This window comes from Erythrobacter sp. SG61-1L, assembly GCF_001305965.1.
In the GTDB taxonomy this organism is placed as follows: domain Bacteria; phylum Pseudomonadota; class Alphaproteobacteria; order Sphingomonadales; family Sphingomonadaceae; genus Andeanibacterium.
Window position 1 is genome coordinate 1,661,078 of record NZ_JXQC01000003.1, and the last position, 17,887, is coordinate 1,678,964.

Annotated in this window: 20 protein-coding genes and 1 tRNA gene; 11 read left to right on the plus strand and 10 right to left on the minus strand. The window is 64.1% G+C overall.

Annotation, left to right across the window (positions count from 1 at the left end):
* Positions 1–98: 98 nt before the first annotated feature.
* Together ctaD and coxB are read right to left on the minus strand one after the other, a co-directional pair.
* A complete protein-coding gene (ctaD, locus tag SZ64_RS08525; RefSeq protein WP_054530426.1) occupies positions 99–1,781 on the minus strand; it encodes a cytochrome c oxidase subunit I in 1,683 nt (560 codons plus the stop codon).
* Between the two features lie 39 nt (positions 1,782–1,820).
* Positions 1,821–2,855 carry a cytochrome c oxidase subunit II gene (coxB, locus tag SZ64_RS08530; RefSeq protein WP_054530427.1) on the minus strand — a complete coding sequence of 345 codons (1,035 nt, stop codon included), beginning with the start codon at positions 2,853–2,855 and terminating at the stop codon, positions 1,821–1,823.
* A gap of 199 nt (positions 2,856–3,054) precedes the next feature.
* On the opposite strand from coxB, the gene pyrE reads away from it, so the two are divergent.
* The 7 genes from pyrE (at position 3,055) to ruvX (ending at position 8,476) form a co-directional block, all read left to right on the plus strand.
* Positions 3,055–3,636: an orotate phosphoribosyltransferase gene (gene pyrE, locus SZ64_RS08535; protein WP_054530428.1), complete on the plus strand. Its 582-nt coding sequence runs from the start codon at positions 3,055–3,057 to the stop codon at positions 3,634–3,636.
* Between the two features lie 15 nt (positions 3,637–3,651).
* The gene (locus tag SZ64_RS08540; protein WP_054530429.1) at positions 3,652–4,398 is read left to right on the plus strand and encodes a pyridoxine 5'-phosphate synthase; all 747 of its coding nucleotides are present in this window, start codon (positions 3,652–3,654) and stop codon (positions 4,396–4,398) included.
* Positions 4,395–4,796, plus strand: a complete 402-nt coding sequence (acpS, locus tag SZ64_RS08545) for a holo-ACP synthase (protein ID WP_054530430.1) — start codon at positions 4,395–4,397, stop codon at positions 4,794–4,796. Before SZ64_RS08540 ends, acpS begins: the two co-directional genes overlap by 4 nt.
* An 86-nt stretch (positions 4,797–4,882) precedes the next feature.
* Positions 4,883–5,767, plus strand: a complete 885-nt coding sequence (gene lepB, locus SZ64_RS08550; RefSeq protein WP_241773095.1) for a signal peptidase I — start codon at positions 4,883–4,885, stop codon at positions 5,765–5,767.
* The gene (locus SZ64_RS08555; RefSeq protein WP_054530431.1) at positions 5,754–6,869 is read left to right on the plus strand and encodes an AI-2E family transporter; all 1,116 of its coding nucleotides are present in this window, start codon (positions 5,754–5,756) and stop codon (positions 6,867–6,869) included. The genes lepB and SZ64_RS08555 overlap by 14 nt, the downstream gene beginning before the upstream one ends.
* 24 nt (positions 6,870–6,893) lie before the next feature.
* On the plus strand, positions 6,894–8,012 hold the full coding sequence (locus SZ64_RS08560; protein ID WP_054530432.1) for a DUF3089 domain-containing protein: 1,119 nt from the start codon (positions 6,894–6,896) through the stop codon (positions 8,010–8,012).
* Positions 8,009–8,476: a Holliday junction resolvase RuvX gene (ruvX, locus tag SZ64_RS08565; RefSeq protein ID WP_156313582.1), complete on the plus strand. Its 468-nt coding sequence runs from the start codon at positions 8,009–8,011 to the stop codon at positions 8,474–8,476. The genes SZ64_RS08560 and ruvX overlap by 4 nt, the downstream gene beginning before the upstream one ends.
* Before the next feature lie 48 nt (positions 8,477–8,524).
* Here the strand turns inward: ruvX and SZ64_RS08570 are convergent, their stop codons facing one another.
* From SZ64_RS08570 to argH, 4 genes are read right to left on the minus strand one after another with little or no spacing between them, the layout of a single operon-like run.
* Positions 8,525–9,304, minus strand: a complete 780-nt coding sequence (locus tag SZ64_RS08570; RefSeq protein WP_054530434.1) for a bifunctional precorrin-2 dehydrogenase/sirohydrochlorin ferrochelatase — start codon at positions 9,302–9,304, stop codon at positions 8,525–8,527.
* On the minus strand, positions 9,304–10,569 hold the full coding sequence (lysA, locus tag SZ64_RS08575; RefSeq protein ID WP_054530435.1) for a diaminopimelate decarboxylase: 1,266 nt from the start codon (positions 10,567–10,569) through the stop codon (positions 9,304–9,306). The genes SZ64_RS08570 and lysA overlap by 1 nt, the downstream gene beginning before the upstream one ends.
* 9 nt (positions 10,570–10,578) lie before the next feature.
* Positions 10,579–10,824, minus strand: a complete 246-nt coding sequence (locus SZ64_RS08580; RefSeq protein WP_054530436.1) for a hypothetical protein — start codon at positions 10,822–10,824, stop codon at positions 10,579–10,581.
* The gene (gene argH, locus SZ64_RS08585; RefSeq protein WP_082384490.1) at positions 10,821–12,218 is read right to left on the minus strand and encodes an argininosuccinate lyase; all 1,398 of its coding nucleotides are present in this window, start codon (positions 12,216–12,218) and stop codon (positions 10,821–10,823) included. Before argH ends, SZ64_RS08580 begins: the two co-directional genes overlap by 4 nt.
* On the opposite strand from argH, the gene SZ64_RS08590 reads away from it, so the two are divergent.
* Together SZ64_RS08590 and SZ64_RS08595 are read left to right on the plus strand one after the other, a co-directional pair.
* Positions 12,217–12,801, plus strand: coding sequence for a TlpA disulfide reductase family protein (locus SZ64_RS08590; RefSeq protein ID WP_054530437.1), 585 nt, complete (start codon positions 12,217–12,219; stop codon positions 12,799–12,801). The genes argH and SZ64_RS08590 overlap by 2 nt on opposite strands.
* A gap of 3 nt (positions 12,802–12,804) precedes the next feature.
* Positions 12,805–13,584: a hypothetical protein gene (locus tag SZ64_RS08595; RefSeq protein WP_054530438.1), complete on the plus strand. Its 780-nt coding sequence runs from the start codon at positions 12,805–12,807 to the stop codon at positions 13,582–13,584.
* Here the strand turns inward: SZ64_RS08595 and SZ64_RS08600 are convergent.
* Complete coding sequence (locus tag SZ64_RS08600; RefSeq protein ID WP_054532169.1) at positions 13,551–14,798, minus strand: NAD(P)/FAD-dependent oxidoreductase; 1,248 nt, start codon at positions 14,796–14,798, stop codon at positions 13,551–13,553. The two genes, SZ64_RS08595 and SZ64_RS08600, sit on opposite strands and share 34 nt — an antisense overlap.
* A 74-nt stretch (positions 14,799–14,872) precedes the next feature.
* Positions 14,873–15,229 (minus strand): helix-turn-helix domain-containing protein, encoded by a 357-nt coding sequence (locus tag SZ64_RS08605; protein WP_082384731.1) that lies wholly within the window; start codon positions 15,227–15,229, stop codon positions 14,873–14,875.
* A gap of 91 nt (positions 15,230–15,320) precedes the next feature.
* Between SZ64_RS08605 and SZ64_RS08610 the strand changes: the two genes are divergently transcribed.
* Positions 15,321–16,184 (plus strand): pirin family protein, encoded by an 864-nt coding sequence (locus tag SZ64_RS08610; protein ID WP_054530439.1) that lies wholly within the window; start codon positions 15,321–15,323, stop codon positions 16,182–16,184.
* Positions 16,185–16,254: 70 nt separating this feature from the next.
* Complete coding sequence (locus SZ64_RS08615) at positions 16,255–16,611, plus strand: GNAT family N-acetyltransferase (RefSeq protein WP_054530440.1); 357 nt, start codon at positions 16,255–16,257, stop codon at positions 16,609–16,611.
* A 24-nt stretch (positions 16,612–16,635) separates the two neighbouring features.
* Here SZ64_RS08615 and SZ64_RS08620 read toward each other — a convergent pair.
* Together SZ64_RS08620 and SZ64_RS08625 are read right to left on the minus strand one after the other, a co-directional pair.
* Positions 16,636–16,711, minus strand: a tRNA-Val gene (locus tag SZ64_RS08620).
* Positions 16,712–16,791: 80 nt separating this feature from the next.
* Entirely contained in the window at positions 16,792–17,805 is a 1,014-nt protein-coding gene (locus SZ64_RS08625) for a winged helix DNA-binding protein (RefSeq protein WP_241773012.1), read from the minus strand.
* Between the last annotated feature and the right edge of the window lie 82 nt (positions 17,806–17,887).

Consider the following 17,887-nt stretch of genomic DNA (forward strand, 5'->3'; position numbering starts at 1 on the left):
TGCCGCTTGTTACAAGGAGGGGCGCACCGTTGCGGCGCGCCCCACCCGATTTACCGTCGGTCGGCCCGGCGGGCACCAGCCCGGCCGTTGCCACCCTATCAGTGGTGATCGTCGTCCTTGATCACCGGCAGGGTTTCGAACTGGTGGAACGGCGGCGGGCTCGACAGGGTCCATTCGAGCGTGGTCGCGCCTTCGCCCCAATAGTTGTCGGCAGCCTTCTTGCCAGCCGTGAAGGCGTAGATGATGTTGATGAAGAACACCACGATCGACAGCGACATGATGTAGTAGCCGTAGGTCGCGATCTCATTCCAGTGCTGGTACGCCGGGGTGTAGTCCGGATAGCGACGCGGCATGCCCTGCAGCCCGAGGAAGTGCATCGGGAAGAAGATCATGTTCACGCCCACGAAGAAGATCCAGAACTGGATGTGCGCCAGCAGTTCGCTGTGCATCCGGCCGCTCATCTTCGGGAACCAGTAGTAGAAGCCGGCGAACAGGGCGGTAACCGCACCCAGCGACAGCACGTAGTGGAAGTGGCCGACCACGTAATAGGTGTCATGCACCACGTCGTCGATGCCGCCATTGGCCAGCACGACGCCGGTCACGCCGCCAACGGTGAAGAGGAAGATGAAGCCGATGGCCCAGACCATCGGGCTCTTGAACTCCAGCGAGCCGCCCCACATCGTTGCGATCCACGAAAAGATCTTGATGCCGGTGGGCACCGCGATGACCATGGTGGCAGCCGTGAAGTACATCTTCGTGTTCACGTCGAGGCCGACCGTATACATGTGGTGAGCCCACACGATGAAGCCGACGACGCCGATCGCGACCATGGCATAGGCCATGCCGAGATAGCCGAACACGGGCTTGCGGCTGAAGGTCGAGATGATCTGGCTGATGATGCCGAAGGCCGGCAGGATCATGATGTACACTTCGGGGTGACCGAAGAACCAGAACAGGTGCTGGTACAGCAGCGGGTCACCGCCGCCGGCAGCGTCGAAGAAGGTCGTGCCGAAGTTGCGGTCGGTCAGCAGCATGGTGATCGCAGCAGCGAGCACCGGCAGAGCCAGCAGCAGCAGGAAGGCAGTGACCAGCACCGACCATACGAACAGCGGCATCTTGTGCAGGGTCATGCCCGGCGCACGCATGTTGAAGATGGTGGTGATGAAGTTGATCGCGCCCATGATCGAGGCCGCACCGGCAAGGTGCAGCGCGAAAATGGCGAAGTCCATTGCCGGGCCTTGCGATCCGGTGGTGGAAAGCGGCGCATAGACCGTCCAGCCCACGCCTGCGCCATTACCCGTGCCACCCGACATGAACGGCGAGATCATCAGCGAGCAGAAGCCCATGAAGGTCAGCCAGAACGAGATGTTGTTCATGCGCGGGAAGGCCATGTCCGGCGCGCCGATCATGATCGGAACGAACCAGTTGCCGAAGCCGCCGATAACGGCCGGCATGACCAGGAAGAACACCATGATCAGGCCATGCGCCGTGATCAGCACGTTCCACAGGTGGAGCTGCTGGTCGAAATCGACCGCGCCGCCGTTGAGCAGCATGGCGACCTTGCCGAGCACCTGAATGCCGGGCTCGCGCAGTTCCTCGCGCATGATGCCCGAGATGCCGCCGCCTACGATCCCCGCGAAGATCGCGAAGATCAGATACAGCGTGCCGATGTCCTTGTGGTTGGTGGACATGAACCACCGGGCAAAGAAGCTCGGCTTGTGGTCGGCGTCGTGGTGATGCTCTTCCGAGTGAGCCTGGAAGGTATCGGCGATGGTTGCCATGGCTTTACTTTCGACCTTCTGATCTAATCTTCAAACGGCTCAGGCAGCGCCCGGCGTAGCGGTTTCGGCGGGAGCCGGCGCGGCAGCGGGAACGGCTGCGGCGGCTGCAGGCGCAGCAGCTTCCTTGCCGGGCATTTCACCGCCCTGCGACAGAATCCACTGTTCGAACTTTTCCTGCGGAACGGCTTCGACGGCGATCGGCATGTAGCCGTGGCGCACGCCGCACAGTTCGGAGCACTGGCCGTAATAGATGCCCGGCTCGTCGATCTGCAGAACCTTTTCGTTCAGGCGGCCGGGGACGGCGTCAAGCTTGAACCAGAGCGAAGGCACCGCGAAGGAGTGAATCACGTCGGCCGCAGTGGTCTGGATGCGGATCGGAACGCCCACGGGCACGACCATGCGATGATCGACTTCCAGATGGGTCGGGAAGCCCTTAGCTTCGGCTTCTTCTTCCGGCATCATGTTCGAGATCACTTCGAACCCGCCATTGTCGGGATAGGTATAGCCCCAGTACCACTGATAGCCGGTGATCTTTACGGTGAGCGCGTCCTTCGGTGCGCTCTTGTACTGTTCGGCCAGCAGGTTGAGCGAGGGAACCGCAATCAGCACCAGAATCAGGATCGGAACGCCCGTCCACAACACTTCCAGCAGGGTGTTGTGGCTGGTCTTCGACGGCACCGGATTGGCGCGACGGTTGAAGCGGATCATCACGAACAGCAGCAGCGCAAGAACCAGCACGACAATCGCGATGATCACCGGGGTGAGCACATAGTCGTGCATCCAGCTTGCATCGTGGCCGATCGGCGAATGCTGCGACTGCAGCCAGATGCCGCCGGGTTCGGGCTGGCCCTTGATCATGTCCGGGCCGAGCGGGGTGTAAGTGGGAGCCGCAGGTGTAGCTGCAGCCGCGGCGTCCGCAACAGGAGCAGCAGCATCGGCTGCAGCCGGAGTCGCGGCAGCTTCCTGCGCAAGGGCAGCCTTGGGCAGGAGAGCAAGAGGCACTGCGCCGGCAAGGCCCAGCGAGAGGGTCTTCAAGGAAGTGACCGTGGTACGAAGGGTCTCGCCGAAGTTCATCTGTCTGACGCTTTCCGCTCGTTATCTTGGGGGCAAGCACGCCCGTGGGAACCCCGAATGGGGCTGGTTTTGCCGGGGCCTATACGCGCGCTTGCCCACTGCCTCAAGCGCTTCTAGGGATAATTTTCGACAGCCCCGATGCATTGCAGCACAACGGGGCATCCCAAATCGTACCAACAGGGCATATTAGAGAATCATAATGACCGAAGACGAGGTCCTCTCCGAGTTCCGCGCAAGCGAGGCGCTGCTTGAAGGGCATTTCAAGCTCTCCTCAGGCCGCCACAGCGCCTATTACCTTCAATGCGCACGCGTTCTTATGGACCCGATGCGCGCATCGCGCCTTGCTGCGGCCCTCGCCGCCAAGTTGCCGCGCGACTTGCGCCAGCAGATTTCCAAGGTGGTTTCGCCTGCCATGGGCGGCGTAATCATCGGCCACGAAATGGGCCGCGCGCTGGGCGTGGAAGCGATGTTCGTGGAACGCCCCACCGGCACGTTCGAATTCCGTCGCGGCTTTGCCCTGAAGGAAGGCGAAAAAGTGTTGATGGTGGAAGACGTGGTGACCACAGGCCTTTCCAGCCGCGAAGCGATGGACGCGATCCGCGCGGCGGGCGGCAAGGTGATCGCCGCCGCCTCGCTGGTCGACCGTTCAGGCGGTTCGGTCGATTTCAAGGTGCCTTTCTATCCGTTGGTGGAACTGTCTTTCCCAACCTATGCGGAAGATGAACTGCCCCCCGAACTCGCTGCCAGGCCGGTTACCAAGCCCGGCAGCCGCAAGGACTGACGAGAAAGCCGACCGTTGAGCGCCATTCTCACCCCCGGACGCCTGAGGCTGGGCGTCAATATCGACCACGTCGCGACCATCCGTAATGCGCGCGGCGGGGATCATCCCGATCCTGTGCGCGCGGCGGAAATCGTGGCTTCCGTGGGCGGCGATGGAATCACCGCCCACTTGCGCGAGGACCGGCGCCATATCCGGGATGCCGATCTGGCCCGCATCCAGGCAGCGACTGACCTGCCGCTCAACCTGGAAATGGCCGCGACCGAGGAAATGCTGGAGATCGCGCTGCGTCACAAGCCGCACGCGGCCTGCATCGTTCCCGAAAAGCGCGAGGAACGCACTACCGAAGGCGGGCTGGATGCGGCCGGGCTGCACAACCAGCTTGCGCCGATTGTCGGCAAGCTGCTCGATGCGGGGATTCGCGTCAGCCTGTTCATCGAAGCGAAGCCGCAGCAGATCGAAGCCGCGCTGCGGCTGAACGCCACCATCGTGGAACTGCATACGGGCGAATATGCCCATGCCACGGGCGAGCAGCGCGCGGCGGAACTGAAGCGCATTGCCGATATGGCTGCCCTTGCCGCCCGCAACGGGATCGAACCCCATGCCGGCCATGGTCTGACTTACGAGAACGTGCAGCCGATTGCGGCGATTCCCCAGCTCGCCGAACTGAATATCGGCCATTATCTGGTGGGCGAGGCGATCTTTACCGGACTGGACGTGGCCGTGAGGCATATGCGCAATCTGATGGACGAGGCGCGCGGATGATCATCGGCATGGGTTCAGACCTGTGCAATATCGAGCGAATCCAGAATTCGCTCGACCGCTGGGGCGATCGCTTCGAGGCGCGCGTCTTCACCGAGATCGAGCGTGCAAAGGCTGCCCGCCGCCCCCACACCCGCGCCGGCACTTTTGCCAAGCGTTTCGCCGCCAAGGAGGCATTCTCCAAGGCGGTGGGCACCGGCTTCAAGCAGGGCGTGTTCATGAAAGACATTGGCGTGGTGAATGCCCGTTCGGGCGCGCCGACGCTGGAATTGCAGGGAGGCGCCCTCGCCCGCCTGCAGGAGTTGACCCCCGAAGGCCATGCGGCAATCGTTCACCTGACGCTCACGGATGACCATCCATGGGCGCAGGCCTTCGTCGTGATAGAGGCGCGCAAGCTGTGAATTCCGAAGACGTGAACAATCCGGCTGCTTCCGCAGATGGCCCCGACGCCCCGCCCTCCACTCCCGCAGCCTCGCCCGACGCAGGTGTGAAGAAGGAAGAAAAGGTCAACTGGTTCGCGGAGATTCGCGGGCTGGTGCTGATGCTGCTGGCCGTGCTTGCCTTCCACAGCCTGATCGCCAAGCCTTTCTATATCCCTTCCACATCCATGGTGCCCAACCTGCTGGTGGGTGACCGGTTGGTGGTGAGCAAATATCCCTATGGCTGGAGCTGGGTTTCGGCCACGTTCCACCTCCTGCCCCGCAGCGACTGGAAGATCGCCAGCCGTGTGCCTGAATATGGCGATGTCGTGATCGCCGTGCCACCGGATCGTCCGGAAGATTACATCAAGCGTGTCATCGCCCTGCCCGGCGATCGAATCGCCCTGGTGAACGGGCGAATCATCCTCAACGGCAAGCTCGTCCCCCGGCAGGTTGTGCCGCCGGTGCGCATTCCGGTGGATCAGCAGACCTGCCCCGATGGCGCAGGTGTGCCGCGCCCCTGCCTTGAAGACTTCGAGAAGTTCCGCGTACGCGATGCCGACGGCAAGGAATATTACGAGCCGCCGACCTATCGCGAGACGCTGCCCAATGGCGTCAGCTATCTTGTGATCGACGACATGATCCAGATGAACGACGATTATGTCGAGCGCCCCGTGCCTGAAGGCCATGTGTTCCTGATGGGCGACAATCGCGACCATTCGGCCGACAGCCGCGTGCCGGCAAAGCCCATTGCCAATGGCCTGGGCGGCCCGGTTCCGCTGTCCAGCATCGGCGGACGGGCGGAATTCATCACCTTCTCGCTCGATGGTTCGATGACCTGGAATCCCCTTACCTGGTTCAATGCCTTCCGCGACGGTCGCGCCTGGACTAGCCTGCGCCCCGCCAAGGCCGAACCGGCCGCTGCGAACGGGAGTGGAGATGGCGGAAAGTGACGCAAGGCCCGTGCGGGACGATGAACGCAAGGTAGGTTCCAGCCCCGCGCAGATTGCCGACCCCAAGCTTGCCTTCGAGGCGCGCCGCGCCTTCATGTGGGTGCTGGTGGTGGGTGGCGCCATCCTTACGGTCTACATGGCCCGCTCGCTGCTGGTGGTGTTCGGCGGCATGGTCTTTGCCGCGATGATCGACGGCGGCGCCCGCCTTCTGGGCCGTGTGCTGAAGATAGGGCGCGGCTGGCGCATTGCCATTGTCCTCACGCTAGGCGTCGCCTTCCTGATCGGCATGGTGGTCTATGCCGGAACGACGATTGCCCAGCAGGCGGCGGAACTGCCGCGAATCGTCGAGGAACAGATCCATGCATGGGCCATATGGGCACAGGATCGAGGCGTGGCCGTGGATGCCAATGCCTTGCAGAGCTTTGGCAGCCAGCTGGCCAGCGGCGTGGGCACCGTTACCCGCGCGCTGAGCGGCCTGTTGGGCGGCATTGCCAGCCTGATCCTGATCGGCTTCCTGGGTATCTATATCTCGCTGGAGCCAAGGCTGTACGAGCGTGGCATTGCCTGGATGCTGCCGGAAAACCGGCGCGAGGATTTCTACATCACCGGATCGCTGATGGCGCGCCAGCTACGGCACCTGTTGGGTGGGCGCCTGTTCGGCATGGTGGTGGAAGGCATTTTCACCTGGGCGATGCTGGCCGGCTACGCATTGGTGAATGATGGCCAGCCGGTGCCCATGGCCGTGCTGCTGGGCCTCATCACCGGCACTCTGGCCTTCATCCCCAATGTCGGCGCAGTGATTTCCGGCGTGCTGATGGTGCTGGTGGGCTTTTCCGGCGGAACGGAGATGGGGCTTTACACCATATTCGTCTATTTCTTCGTGCAGACGATCGACGGCAACATCCTCGTCCCGCTTATCGCCAAGAAGACGGTGGACCTCGCCCCGGCGCTCGTGCTCGCCACCCAGCTCGTGCTGGGGGTGATGTTCGGCATTCTCGGGCTTGCGCTGGCAGACCCGCTGGTGGCGATGATCAAGGTGGCGCTGGAGCGCCGTTCCGCGAAATACGATGCTGCGCGCGAAGCGCAGCAGGCCGGGGCATAGGCCCGGCATAAAGGCAAAGGCACAGTGAAAGCCGCGCGAATCTTCCTCTATATCGTTGCAGCCGGCATCGTGCTGGTGATCGGCACCTTCTTTGCCCTGCGCATCTGGTCCAATGAACTGACTGCCTTCGCCTTTGTCCCCACGGCAGAGTTCGAAGAGCAGCAGCCGCTTGCCGCCAATGCCTATGCCGATCCGCAAATGTGGTTCGCCCGCCCCGGCAAGGGCGACAATCTGGTGCGCTGGCAGCCGGGCGGGAGCGTACAGAAGGCTGGCGACACGCGCTTCGCCGTCTTCTTCGTTCACCCGACTTCCTATCTGGAAAAGACAGGCTGGAATGCCTCGCTGGACGATTCTACCGCCAACGACCGGGCGGAGATCTTTCTGAAAGGCATGGCCAGCCCCTTCGGACAGGCGAGCGAAATCTGGGCACCCCGCTATCGCCAGGCCGCTTTCGGCTCCTTCCTCACGGAAGATCCCAAGGCCGACAAGGCGCTGGATGCCGCCTATCGCGATGTCGAGCAGGCCTTCGACTATTTCCTGACGCAGATTCCCGCTGAGGAACCCATCGTGCTGGCGGGCCACAGCCAGGGTTCCGTCCACCTGCTGCGCCTGCTGGCCGAGCATATCGCCGGCACCCCGGCGCAGAAGCGGATCGCCATGGTCTATGCCATCGGCTGGCCCGTCTCGCTGCAGCACGATCTTCCCGCGCTCGGCCTGCCGGCCTGCTCGGTCCTCCATCAGGCGGGCTGCATCCAGAGCTGGGTGAGCTTTGCCGAGCCTGCCGATACTGGCCAAATGCTGGAACGCTATAACGCCTCGGCGGGATTCGACGGGCAGCCGCGCAAGGGCAGTGCGATCCTGTGCAGCAATCCGCTCACCGGCAAATCCGCCGATTCGGCACCTGCCAGCGCCAATCTGGGCACACTGGTGCCCAACGCCGCGATAACCGATGCCACGCTGACGCCCGGTGCAGTTCCTGCACGCTGCGATGCCAGCGGCATATTGCTGATCGGCGATCCGCCCGTGCTTGGTCCTGCCGTGCTGCCGGGCAACAATTACCACGTCTATGACATCCCGCTGTTCTGGAAGAACCTGCAGCAGGACGTCACGGCCCGTGTGAAGCAATGGACGCCCCCGGCATGATCACAACCCGCGCCCCTGAATTGCGCGAGGCCCTGTCCGGCGGCGGCGCTTTGATCGCACTGGATGTCGGCACCAAGACCATCGGCACGGCCTTCTGCGATGCTGGCTGGAGCTTCGCCACGGCGGGCAAGACCCTGCCGCGGGGCAAGTTCACTGCCGACAAGGCCAAGCTGGAAGCCCTGATCGCCGAACGCAGCGTGAAGGGCATCGTGATCGGCCTGCCGCTCAATATGGATGGCTCTGAAGGCCCCCGCGCGCAGGCCAGCCGTGCCTATGCCCGCAATTTAGAGCCGCTGGGCCTGCCGGTATTGTTGTGGGACGAGCGCTGGTCCACCGCCAGCGCCGAACGCGACATGATCGCGCAGGATTTCAGCCGCGGAAAACGCGCCGAGCGAATCGACAGCCATGCGGCGGCAGTGATCCTGCAGGGAGCTATCGATGCGCTGGCGGGATCTGCGTTTTAGCCCCGCCCCCGTTCGTACTGATCTTGTCGAAGGACAGGCGGATACGGATTAGTTCCGCCGCAATTCCACCACCAGCCCCTTGGGCAATTCGCCCTCATAGGGCAGCGGACGGCGCAGGGCATCGGCCCGCGCCCGGTCGAGAATCGCCTGCGGAATGCCCTGCCCCACCAGCAGCACATCCGCACTGCCAAGCAGGCGTGCCTCGCGCAGCGTCAAATCGTCGGGGTTGGCGCTACGCAGCGCAATAATCGCGTGGCCGAGCGGCTTTTCCGTCTCCGCCCCGTCAAGCCAGCCTTCCACTGCATCCGCGCTTTCCTCGCGCAGGGGATCGAGCGCCCCGCCCGGACCCAGAGCCACATCGAGCGCCTGGCGCCGGTCAGCGGGCGAAGGCCAGCGTGCGCGCAGTTTCTCCCGCGCTGATTGCAGCGATTCGGCCAGTGTGCCGAGTGTGGCTGGCAGCAGCGATTCGAGCCGCAGGCGCAATTGCTTGGCCAGCCCGGCGGATGCCCCGCCCGTGCCGATGGCCACCAGCACCGGATCGCGTTCCAGAATGCTGGGCGTCGTGAAATCGCACAGGTCCGGCCGGTCGACCACGTTCACCAGTACGCCGCGCGCCTTCAGGCGCTTTGCGGCTTCTTCATTCGCCGCCTGACTGTCCAGCGCGACAAAGGCCAGCCGCGCCCCGCGCGACCAGCCCAGTTCGATAGTATCGATCACTTCACCGCCTGCCCGCTCGACAAGGCGGCGCTTGGGCTCGGCAGCAGGCCCTTCCCCCAGCACGATCACCGGCTGCCCGGCAATGCGGTGGAAGAGCGGAAGGGACTGCATCAGCCCAGCAGCCAGTCCGGCACCCGCTCAGCATCGGCGATGGCTTCTGGCGCGATCCGGTCTGCCACCACGGCATAGCGATCCCCGTCCACCAGCACTTCGGGCACGAAGCCGCGGCTGTTGTAGGAAGATGCCATGGTGGCACCATAGGCACCGGCCGTACGGAACACGGCCAGATCGCCTGCCTCCAGCGCATCCATGTGGCGGCCCATGGCGAAAGTGTCGCCGGTTTCGCAGATCGGGCCGACGATATTGCCGGTCATCTTCGCGCCGCTGGGGCGCACTGCGTCGAAATCGTGCCATGAACCATAGAGCGCCGGGCGGGCGAGATCGTTCATCGCCGCGTCCACGATCACGAAGGGGTCGCGATTGCCGTTGCGCTTCACCCGCACCACCGAAGTGAGCAGGATACCCGCATTGCCGGCGATCACGCGGCCCGGTTCGAACATCAGGGTAACGTCCCAGTCCTTCGTCACGCGGGCGACCATTTCGCCATATTCCGCCGGGCTCGGCATGACTTCGCCCGCCTTGTAGGGCACGCCAAGGCCGCCGCCGAGATCGGCATGGGTCACCTTGAGGCCAGCCGCACGCAGTTCGGCAATCAGGCGGCCAAGGCGCGTGAAGGCCTTTTCCAGCGGAGCGAGATCAGAAAGCTGACTGCCGATATGAACGGCCACGCCGCGCATATCGAGGCCGGGCAGCGCGGAAAGCCGCGCATAAATGCCGGGCGCTTCGTCAATCGGCACGCCGAACTTGTTGTCGGCCTTGCCGGTGGAAATCTTGTCATGCGTGCCCGCGTCGATATCCGGGTTCACGCGCAGGGCGCAGGGCGCGCTCTGCCCCATCGCCTCGGCCAGGGCGGCAAGCTCGCGCCCTTCTTCCTCGGATTCGATGTTGAACTGGCCGATCCCGGCCTCGATCCCGCGCAGCAATTCCCGCGCAGTCTTGCCCACGCCGGAGAACACTACATCTTCAGCCGGCATTCCGGCGCGCAGGGCGCGTTCCAGCTCGCCGCCCGAGACGACGTCGGCGCCATAGCCTTCGCGCTGGAGGATCTTCAGCACGGCCAGATTGGGGTTCGATTTCACCGCGAAGGCGACATGCACCTTCGGAAGGATCGAAAGGCCTTCACGGAAAACGCGTGCGTGGCGTTCCAGCGTGGCGCGGGAATAGACATAAACGGGCGTGCCGATTTCAGCCGCGATGCGGGCCAGCGGCACGTCTTCGGCGTAAAGCTCGCCGTTCCTGAGTTCGAAATGGTCCATGGTTACCTGTTATTCGGGCGGGAGATCGAAGGGATCATCCTCACGTTCTTCGGATCGGCGGCGCAATTCCACGCTGCGTTCGGGCGCGGCTTGCGGTGCCGTCTCCATAAGTTCTTCAGCAGAGAGGCGTTCTTCCCGGCCATAGGGTGCCTCGGGCAGTTGCTTGCCCGTTTCCGGCCGCAGCTCCGCCGTCTGCCCGCAGGCGGCAAGCAGCGCGAAACCGGGCAGGAGGAGGAGTGTGGCGGAATGCTTCATGCGTCCATTTCCAGCGCGCTGCGCGCTTGTGCGATCCGCTTTTCTACCTCGGAAGGCGCGGTTCCGCCATGGCTGGCGCGCGATGCGACCGATGCTTCGACAGAAAGCGCGGAATAGACCCGGTCGTCGATACGAGGATCGATAGCCTGAAGCTCGTCCATAGGCAGAGCTTCAAGCGCTATCCCTTTGCTTTCGGCCAATTTCACTGCCGCGCCCGTGATGTGATGCGCCTCGCGGAAGGGGATGTTCGCTTGCCGCACCAGCCAGTCGGCCAGATCGGTTGCCGTGGCATAGCCGAGTTCGGCCGCCTGCCGCATCCGCGCAGTGTTGAAAGTAGCCTTGGCGACCATGCCTTCCATCGCCGCGATGGACAAGCCCAGCAACCCGGCCGCTTCGAATACAGGCGGCTTATCGTCCTGCATGTCTTTCGAATAGGCGAGCGGCAGGCCCTTCATGGTGATCATCAGCGCCGTGGCGCAGCCCACGATCCGCCCCGAATGGCCCCGCACCAGTTCCGCCGCGTCGGGATTTTTCTTCTGCGGCATGATCGAACTGCCGGTGGAAAGCGCATCGGGCATCCGCACGAAACCATAGGGCTGGCTGGCCCAGATGATCATCTCTTCCGCCAGCCGCGACAGGTGCAGCGAGCATTGCGAGGCGGCCATCAGGTAATCGAGCGCGAAATCGCGATCCGACACCGAATCGAGGCTGTTGTCGGTCGGCTTGGCGAAACCCAGCGCGGAAGCGGTCGCCTGCCGGTCGATAGCAAAGCCCGTACCGGCCAGCGCGGCCGAACCGAGGGGGCATTCATTGAGCCGCGCGCGCGCATCGGCAAAGCGCGAGCGATCCCGCCGCAGCATCTCGTAATAGGCCATCAAATGGTGGCCGAGCGTGACAGGCTGGGCCACCTGCAGATGAGTGAAGCCCGGCATGATCGAATGGGCATGTTCGCCCGCCCGCGTCACCAAAGCGCGCTGCAGGGCGGCGAGACCGGCATCGACCTCGTCAATCGCATCGCGCACCCACAGGCGGAAATCGGTAGCCACCTGATCGTTGCGGCTGCGCGCAGTGTGCAAGCGGCCCGCTGCCGCGCCGATCAATTCGGCAAGGCGGCTTTCGGTGGTCATGTGAATATCTTCGAGATCCCAGTCCTCGGGAACGCCATTGGCCTCATATTCGGCGGCAACCTGATCCAGACCGGCAGCAATCGCCTGCGCATCTTCGGCAGAGACAATGCCCCGTGCGCCCAGCATGGCGACATGGGCCTTGCTCGCAGCGATGTCCTGTCGCCACAATGCCTTGTCGAACGGGATCGACGCGTTAATTTCGCGCATGATTGCCGACGGGCCTTCAGCAAAGCGCCCGCCCCACATCTGATTGGAGCTGTTTCCCATGTCCCGTTCGTTGTCCGTCACGCTTGCGCTCGCACTCGGCTTTGCCGTCTCACTGGCGGGGTGCGATAGGGAAAGCGGCACCGACGCGCAACCACAGGGCGACACAACGGCCACTCAAAGCGCCAAGGAAGGGCCTGTAAGCCGCAAATTCGCAGGCGAAACCCTGCCCGAATTCACTGCGACCGACCCTTCGGGCAAGACACTGGACCTCGCCAGCCTGAAAGGGCAGCCGGTGCTGCTGAACCTGTGGGCCACATGGTGCGCGCCCTGCAAGGCGGAAATGCCGGTGCTGGATGCCATTGCGGGCGAGCATCAGGGCAAGCTGCGCGTGGTGACGATCAGCCAGGACATGAAGGGCGCCGAAGTGGTCACGCCCTTCTTCACCGAAGGCAAATTCGCCCATCTCGAGCCGTGGCTCGATACCAAGAGCGATCTCAGCTTCAATTCAGGCACTTCGGACCTGCCGACAACCTTCCTCTACGATGCCAGCGGCAAGGAAGTCGCCCGCGTGACCGGCGCCTTCGACTGGGAGGGCGAGGAAGCCAGGGCCCTGATTTCCGAAGCCATGGGCGGCGCGGGCTGACGCATGCCATCGCGCCTCGCCACCGATCTGGCCGCCCTCGCCTCGCGCCGACAGGCACTGGGGCTGGCGGCGATGGGACTGGGCGGGCTGGCGGCGGCATGTCAGGAAACCGTGGCGGCGCGCACGGCAAAGGGCGCGCAATGCCTGATAACCCCAACGGAGATTCGCGGCCCCTTCCCTGCTGACGGCACGCGCGCCAGCGGGCGAACCCTGTCCGTCTTTGGCCAGCAGGGCCTCGTGCGGCAGGACATTCGCACCAGCTTTGCCGGAATGGCGGGCGAAGCGCCGGGCGTGAAGCTCGACTGCGCGATCAGGCTGGTGGATGCGCAAGGCTGCACGCCGCTGGCGGGCCGCGCGCTCTATCTGTGGCAATGCGATGCCGCGGGGGATTACTCGCTCTACAATCGCGAGGATGTGAACTGGCTGCGCGGCATGCAAGTGAGCGACGGGGATGGTGTGGCACACTTCACCACCATCGTGCCCGGTTGTTACGGCGGCCGTGCGCCGCATGTGCATATCGAAGTGTTCGAAAGCCTTGAGCAGGCGACCAGCGGCCATTCCAGCCTGCTCGTATCGCAACTCGCCTTCACCGAGGCGGAATGCGCGGAAATCTATCGGGCGCGCGCCGAATATGGCTCCAGCCTCGACAATCTGTCCCGCTGGCCCGCCGCGCGCGATTTCGCCTTCTCAGGCCCGGAGGATGAACGCGCCGCGCAGACCATCCGACTCAACGGCAGCGTTGAAAAAGGCTATGCCGGGACGGCCACCGTCACGCTGGGCTGAGTGCCCTCAGCCAGCCGAACATAGTCCGGCATTTCCAGCCCCAGCCGCCTGAGCGGGGCGCCGGCAAGCCCGCCGACCAAGAGCGCCTGCACAGCCCCGCCCGGCCCCACGCGGGAAAGCGGCGCCAGCAGCCGGTCGCGCAGCAAGGCGGGCAAGGCCGCATCGCTCTGGTAAAGCGGAGTGAACAGGGCAGTGAGCCATTGGTAGAGCTTCACATGGCCGCGCCGCAGGGCAATCGCCCGCTCCAACCGGGCCTGCAGCGTGCCCTCCCCGCCCAGCGCGACGGACAGCGCCCAGGCATCGAGCAGCGCCATATTCGCACCCTGACCCAGTTGTGGGCTGGCAGAGTGCCAGGAATCGCCGATATGGATCAGCCGATCGTCCACCGGGCGCGGCAAGGTGCGATGGGCATAGCGGGCAAAGGTGAGTTCCTGCGGATCGCGGATCTGGTCCAGCAGCACCGCGCATTCAGGCCACAGACGCCGCACCTCGTCCTTCCAAGCGGCAAGGCCAGCCGCCTTCCAGCCATCCAGTGCATCGGCCCGCAAGGACCAGAACAGGGCCAGCCTGCCGCGCCCAACGGGCAGCACCCCCACCATCTGGCGCGCCGCACGGTATCGCTGTTCCAGCAACGTGGCATCGAAGGCGGATTCCTCCGGCCAGTCGAGCGTGGTCCACAGCGCGCCGTAATCGAGCCATTTGCCCGTAGGCGGGGCAAGCGTGGTGTGCAGGCCCAGCGTATCGACAACAAGGTCATGGACCGGCGATGTCCCGCCATCGGCAAAGACGATGCGCCGCCCGCCTTCCGTCAATTTCGAACCGGCCACTTCGCAGGACGTGCGCACCGCGATCCCCTGCGCCAGCACGGCATCGTAGAGCGCGGAAAACAGGCTCGCCCGGTGAATGCCGATCCCGAAAGCACCCGGCTGCGAAAGATCGCCATAGCGGGCATCCAGCACCACCCGGCCCGCGGCATTGCGACCCAGCAGACGGCTGACGGGCGCCCCATCGCGCAGCACACGCCCGGCCAGCCCCAGCCCGTCCAGCACAGCCAGCCCGGTAGGCTGCACCATCAGGCCGGAACCGAGCGGGCGCGGCTGATCGAACCGTTCGTAAAGAGTGACGCGGTGCCCCTGCCGATGGAGCAGCAGGGCCGAAGCAAGCCCCGCCATGCCGCATCCGGCGATTGCGATGTCCAGTTGTTGCCCCACCATATGCATGGGTTAGCGGGCACGGGCGGGGTTTGAAAGCTCAGGCAAGCTGGTTCTCCGCAGTGCTACCCAGCCCCCTATCGCCAGATTTTCGCCCAGCTTTCCATGGCCAGCAGCACCGGCTGAAGGCTGGCGCCCTTCTGCGTTAGCGAATAATCGACACGCGGAGGGATTTCGCCATAATCCTTGCGGGCAACCAGCCCGTCGGCCTCCATCTCCTTGAGCGTCTTGGACAGGGTGCGGTGGGTGATGCCGCCAAGCCTGCGCTGCAATTCGTTGAAGCGCAGCGGGCCGTCCATCAGCCAGTAGATCACCATGGGCCGCCATTTGCCGGACAGGAATTCCAGCGCCCGTTCGGCGGCGCAGTTCCAGCCGCCCTCGCCATGCTCCGCGTGGTCCGTCACAGTATCCTCAAAGACCGTACTTGTTGCCATGTAAGTGTCTGCATATGTTGCCCCCAGCAAGAAGACAATGCCCCGGGGCGGGGCCGGAAAGCAGAATACGCCCCCTTGAAAGGTACGAGCGATGAAGACTCTCGAAACGATCCTGCGCAATGACCGCGCCCATTGGGTGGGCGATGGCTTCCCCGTGCGTTCGCTGTTCAGCTATCATGGCGAGACTGCCCCGATCAGCCCGTTCCTGCTGTTCGACTATGCCGGGCCGTGGAATTTCGAGCCTACGGGCGGCCATCCGCGCGGCGTGGGCGAACATCCGCACAAGGGCTTCGAGACGGTGACCATCGTCTATGACGGCGAAGTGAGCCACCGGGATTCCTCCGGCGGCGGCGGCACCATCGGCACCGGCGAAGTCCAGTGGATGACTGCCGGGGCGGGCGTGCTGCATGAGGAGTTCCACTCCCCCGGTTATTCGAAGACCGGCGGCCCGTTCCGCATGGTGCAGCTGTGGGTCAACCTGCCCGCGAAGGACAAGCTGACTCCGGCCAAGTATCAGGCAATCACCCGCGACATGATCCCCGAAGTCAGCTTCGAGGGTGGACGCGCACGGATCATCGCGGGCGAGTTTGGCGATACGAAGGGGCCTGCCAGCACCTTCACCCCGGTCAATCTGTGGGACGTGCGGCTCTCTGCCGGTGCTGAAGCCACCCTGCCCCTGCCCGATGGCCACACGACGATGGTCGCCGTGCTGTCCGGCCATGTGACCATCGACGGCAAGGGCCTGCGCGAAGCGGAGATTGCCCGCCTCAGCCGGGACGGTGCGGAGGTGGCGATCAAGGCCGATGGCGATGCCATGCTGCTGGTAATGACCGGCGAACCGATTGACGAGCCGGTATTCGGCTATGGCCCCTTCGTGATGAACACCGAGGCGGAAATCCGAGAGGCCATTGCGGAGTTCAATTCCGGCAGGTTCGGCGCGCTCGCACCGGCCTGACGGCGCAATGCCCGGGGGGATCGCTCCCTCCGGGCATTTTCCGATTGAGGGATTTCAAAGGAACGCAGCCATGACCGACACCCCGCATGAGATCACCGTCACCATCGAGGATGGCGAACGTCATGGCCGCTATGTCGGCAAGGTGTCGGGAATCGACGCCGAAGCTGAAATCACCTTCACTCATCGCGGGCCGGGCGTAATCAGCGCGGACCATACCGGCGCACCGGATGAGCTGAAGGGCACTGGCGTTGCCGCGGCAATGGTCGATTATTTGGTGGCCGACGCGCGGGAACGGGGATTCAAGGTGATCCCGATCTGCCCCTATGTCCGTGCACGCTATGCCAAACACGCCGAATGGCGCGACGTCTTCACGGTTGGCCCCGGCGAGATGCCGAAGCTGACGGCCGCCCAGATGAGAGGCGAGTGAGCAAGCAAAACTGGCTGATTTCCATGGTGGGCGGTGAGGGGCTCGAACCCCCGACCCTCTCGGTGTAAACGAGATGCTCTACCAACTGAGCTAACCGCCCGATCACTCGGAAGCCGCGCCTTTAACGGGTTTGCACGGCAGGTCAACGCAGTGCGAACACCAGATGCCGGTTTTGCAGGGTCAGGCCAGTTGCACCGCGCCCTTGGCAACCTCTGCGAAATAGCGGGCCATCCCGTCCGCCGCCTTGTCGGAGAGGGCGATGAAGGCACGGCGGCGGTCTGCCTCATCTTCCACGCGCACCAGCAAGCCGGATTCGGTCATCTGCCCGATCCAGCGCAATGCGGTAGTGGGCGGAACACCAGAGGCGATGCAGAGCGAAGTGACGGAAACCCGCTTATGCTCTGCACGGGCCGCCGTGAGATCGAGCAGAATGTCCCATGCCGGATCGGCAAACAGATCGGCATCGAAATAGCGCGCGCGCAGCTGGCGCTGGCGGATGATCTGCCGCACGAGGCGCGGATCGGGCAATGCCGGACGCACGGCGCGGCGCATCTTCTCGCCAGCATCCTCTTCCTCGTCCTGTCCGCGCCACGCGCTGGAAGGGGATTCGACCTGAGCCGCCCCTTCCTCGCCATGGCGCAAGCCAGCCACGGCAGCGGGGCGAATCTGCCCCAACCGGTCAATCTTTTGCGCAAGCGCGTCCACCTGTTCCGACAGGCGAATGAGCTGCACCCGATCTTCCTCGGACAATTCGCGCAGCCGCATCTGCGCTGCCTGGCCGATCACCCTACCGATTGCGACAATCCGTTCGGCCCGGCCGGGAGCCACCAGAATCTGCGCGCCCGACTGGTCTACACAGGCGAAGACATCGTCCAGCGCATCGATCCCGGTGGCGACGACAAGCTGCGCCGCCGAACGCGCCACGCGCATATCCAGCTGGGCCAGTGCCGCCAGATCGGCCGCATCCACGCGCGGGCAATCCACCAGCACCACCTCGCCCAGCGGCATCGCATCATTGGCCAGAAGCAGAGAGAGATCGCCGCACTGGCCTACACGGAAACCGGCCGCCAGCGCATCCTCGCGGATTTCATCGCGCACATAGGCACGGTCCGCAAAGATCGAGACGACCAGCGGCAGCCGTCCTACGGCTTCGCCCGTGCCCATATCCTGATAGGCGAATTGCGCCTGTGCCACCGTGCAATCTCCTTAGCCGATGCGACTCTGATCCGTTTTGAACATAGTGAGAACAAACAAGGATCAGGTCAAGATCGTTCAA

Coding starts and splice junctions, on each gene's coding strand:
- ctaD (WP_054530426.1), bottom strand. CDS start 1,781: ATGGCAACCATCGCCGATACCTTCCAGGCTCACTCGGAAGAGCATCAC.
- coxB (WP_054530427.1), bottom strand. CDS start 2,855: ATGAACTTCGGCGAGACCCTTCGTACCACGGTCACTTCCTTGAAGACC.
- pyrE (WP_054530428.1), top strand. CDS start 3,055: ATGACCGAAGACGAGGTCCTCTCCGAGTTCCGCGCAAGCGAGGCGCTG.
- acpS (WP_054530430.1), top strand. CDS start 4,395: ATGATCATCGGCATGGGTTCAGACCTGTGCAATATCGAGCGAATCCAG.
- SZ64_RS08555 (WP_054530431.1), top strand. CDS start 5,754: ATGGCGGAAAGTGACGCAAGGCCCGTGCGGGACGATGAACGCAAGGTA.
- ruvX (WP_156313582.1), top strand. CDS start 8,009: ATGATCACAACCCGCGCCCCTGAATTGCGCGAGGCCCTGTCCGGCGGC.
- SZ64_RS08570 (WP_054530434.1), bottom strand. CDS start 9,304: ATGCAGTCCCTTCCGCTCTTCCACCGCATTGCCGGGCAGCCGGTGATC.
- lysA (WP_054530435.1), bottom strand. CDS start 10,569: ATGGACCATTTCGAACTCAGGAACGGCGAGCTTTACGCCGAAGACGTG.
- SZ64_RS08580 (WP_054530436.1), bottom strand. CDS start 10,824: ATGAAGCATTCCGCCACACTCCTCCTCCTGCCCGGTTTCGCGCTGCTT.
- SZ64_RS08590 (WP_054530437.1), top strand. CDS start 12,217: ATGTCCCGTTCGTTGTCCGTCACGCTTGCGCTCGCACTCGGCTTTGCC.
- argH (WP_082384490.1), bottom strand. CDS start 12,218: ATGGGAAACAGCTCCAATCAGATGTGGGGCGGGCGCTTTGCTGAAGGC.
- SZ64_RS08595 (WP_054530438.1), top strand. CDS start 12,805: ATGCCATCGCGCCTCGCCACCGATCTGGCCGCCCTCGCCTCGCGCCGA.
- SZ64_RS08600 (WP_054532169.1), bottom strand. CDS start 14,798: ATGGTGGGGCAACAACTGGACATCGCAATCGCCGGATGCGGCATGGCG.
- SZ64_RS08605 (WP_082384731.1), bottom strand. CDS start 15,229: ATGGCAACAAGTACGGTCTTTGAGGATACTGTGACGGACCACGCGGAG.
- SZ64_RS08610 (WP_054530439.1), top strand. CDS start 15,321: ATGAAGACTCTCGAAACGATCCTGCGCAATGACCGCGCCCATTGGGTG.
- SZ64_RS08615 (WP_054530440.1), top strand. CDS start 16,255: ATGACCGACACCCCGCATGAGATCACCGTCACCATCGAGGATGGCGAA.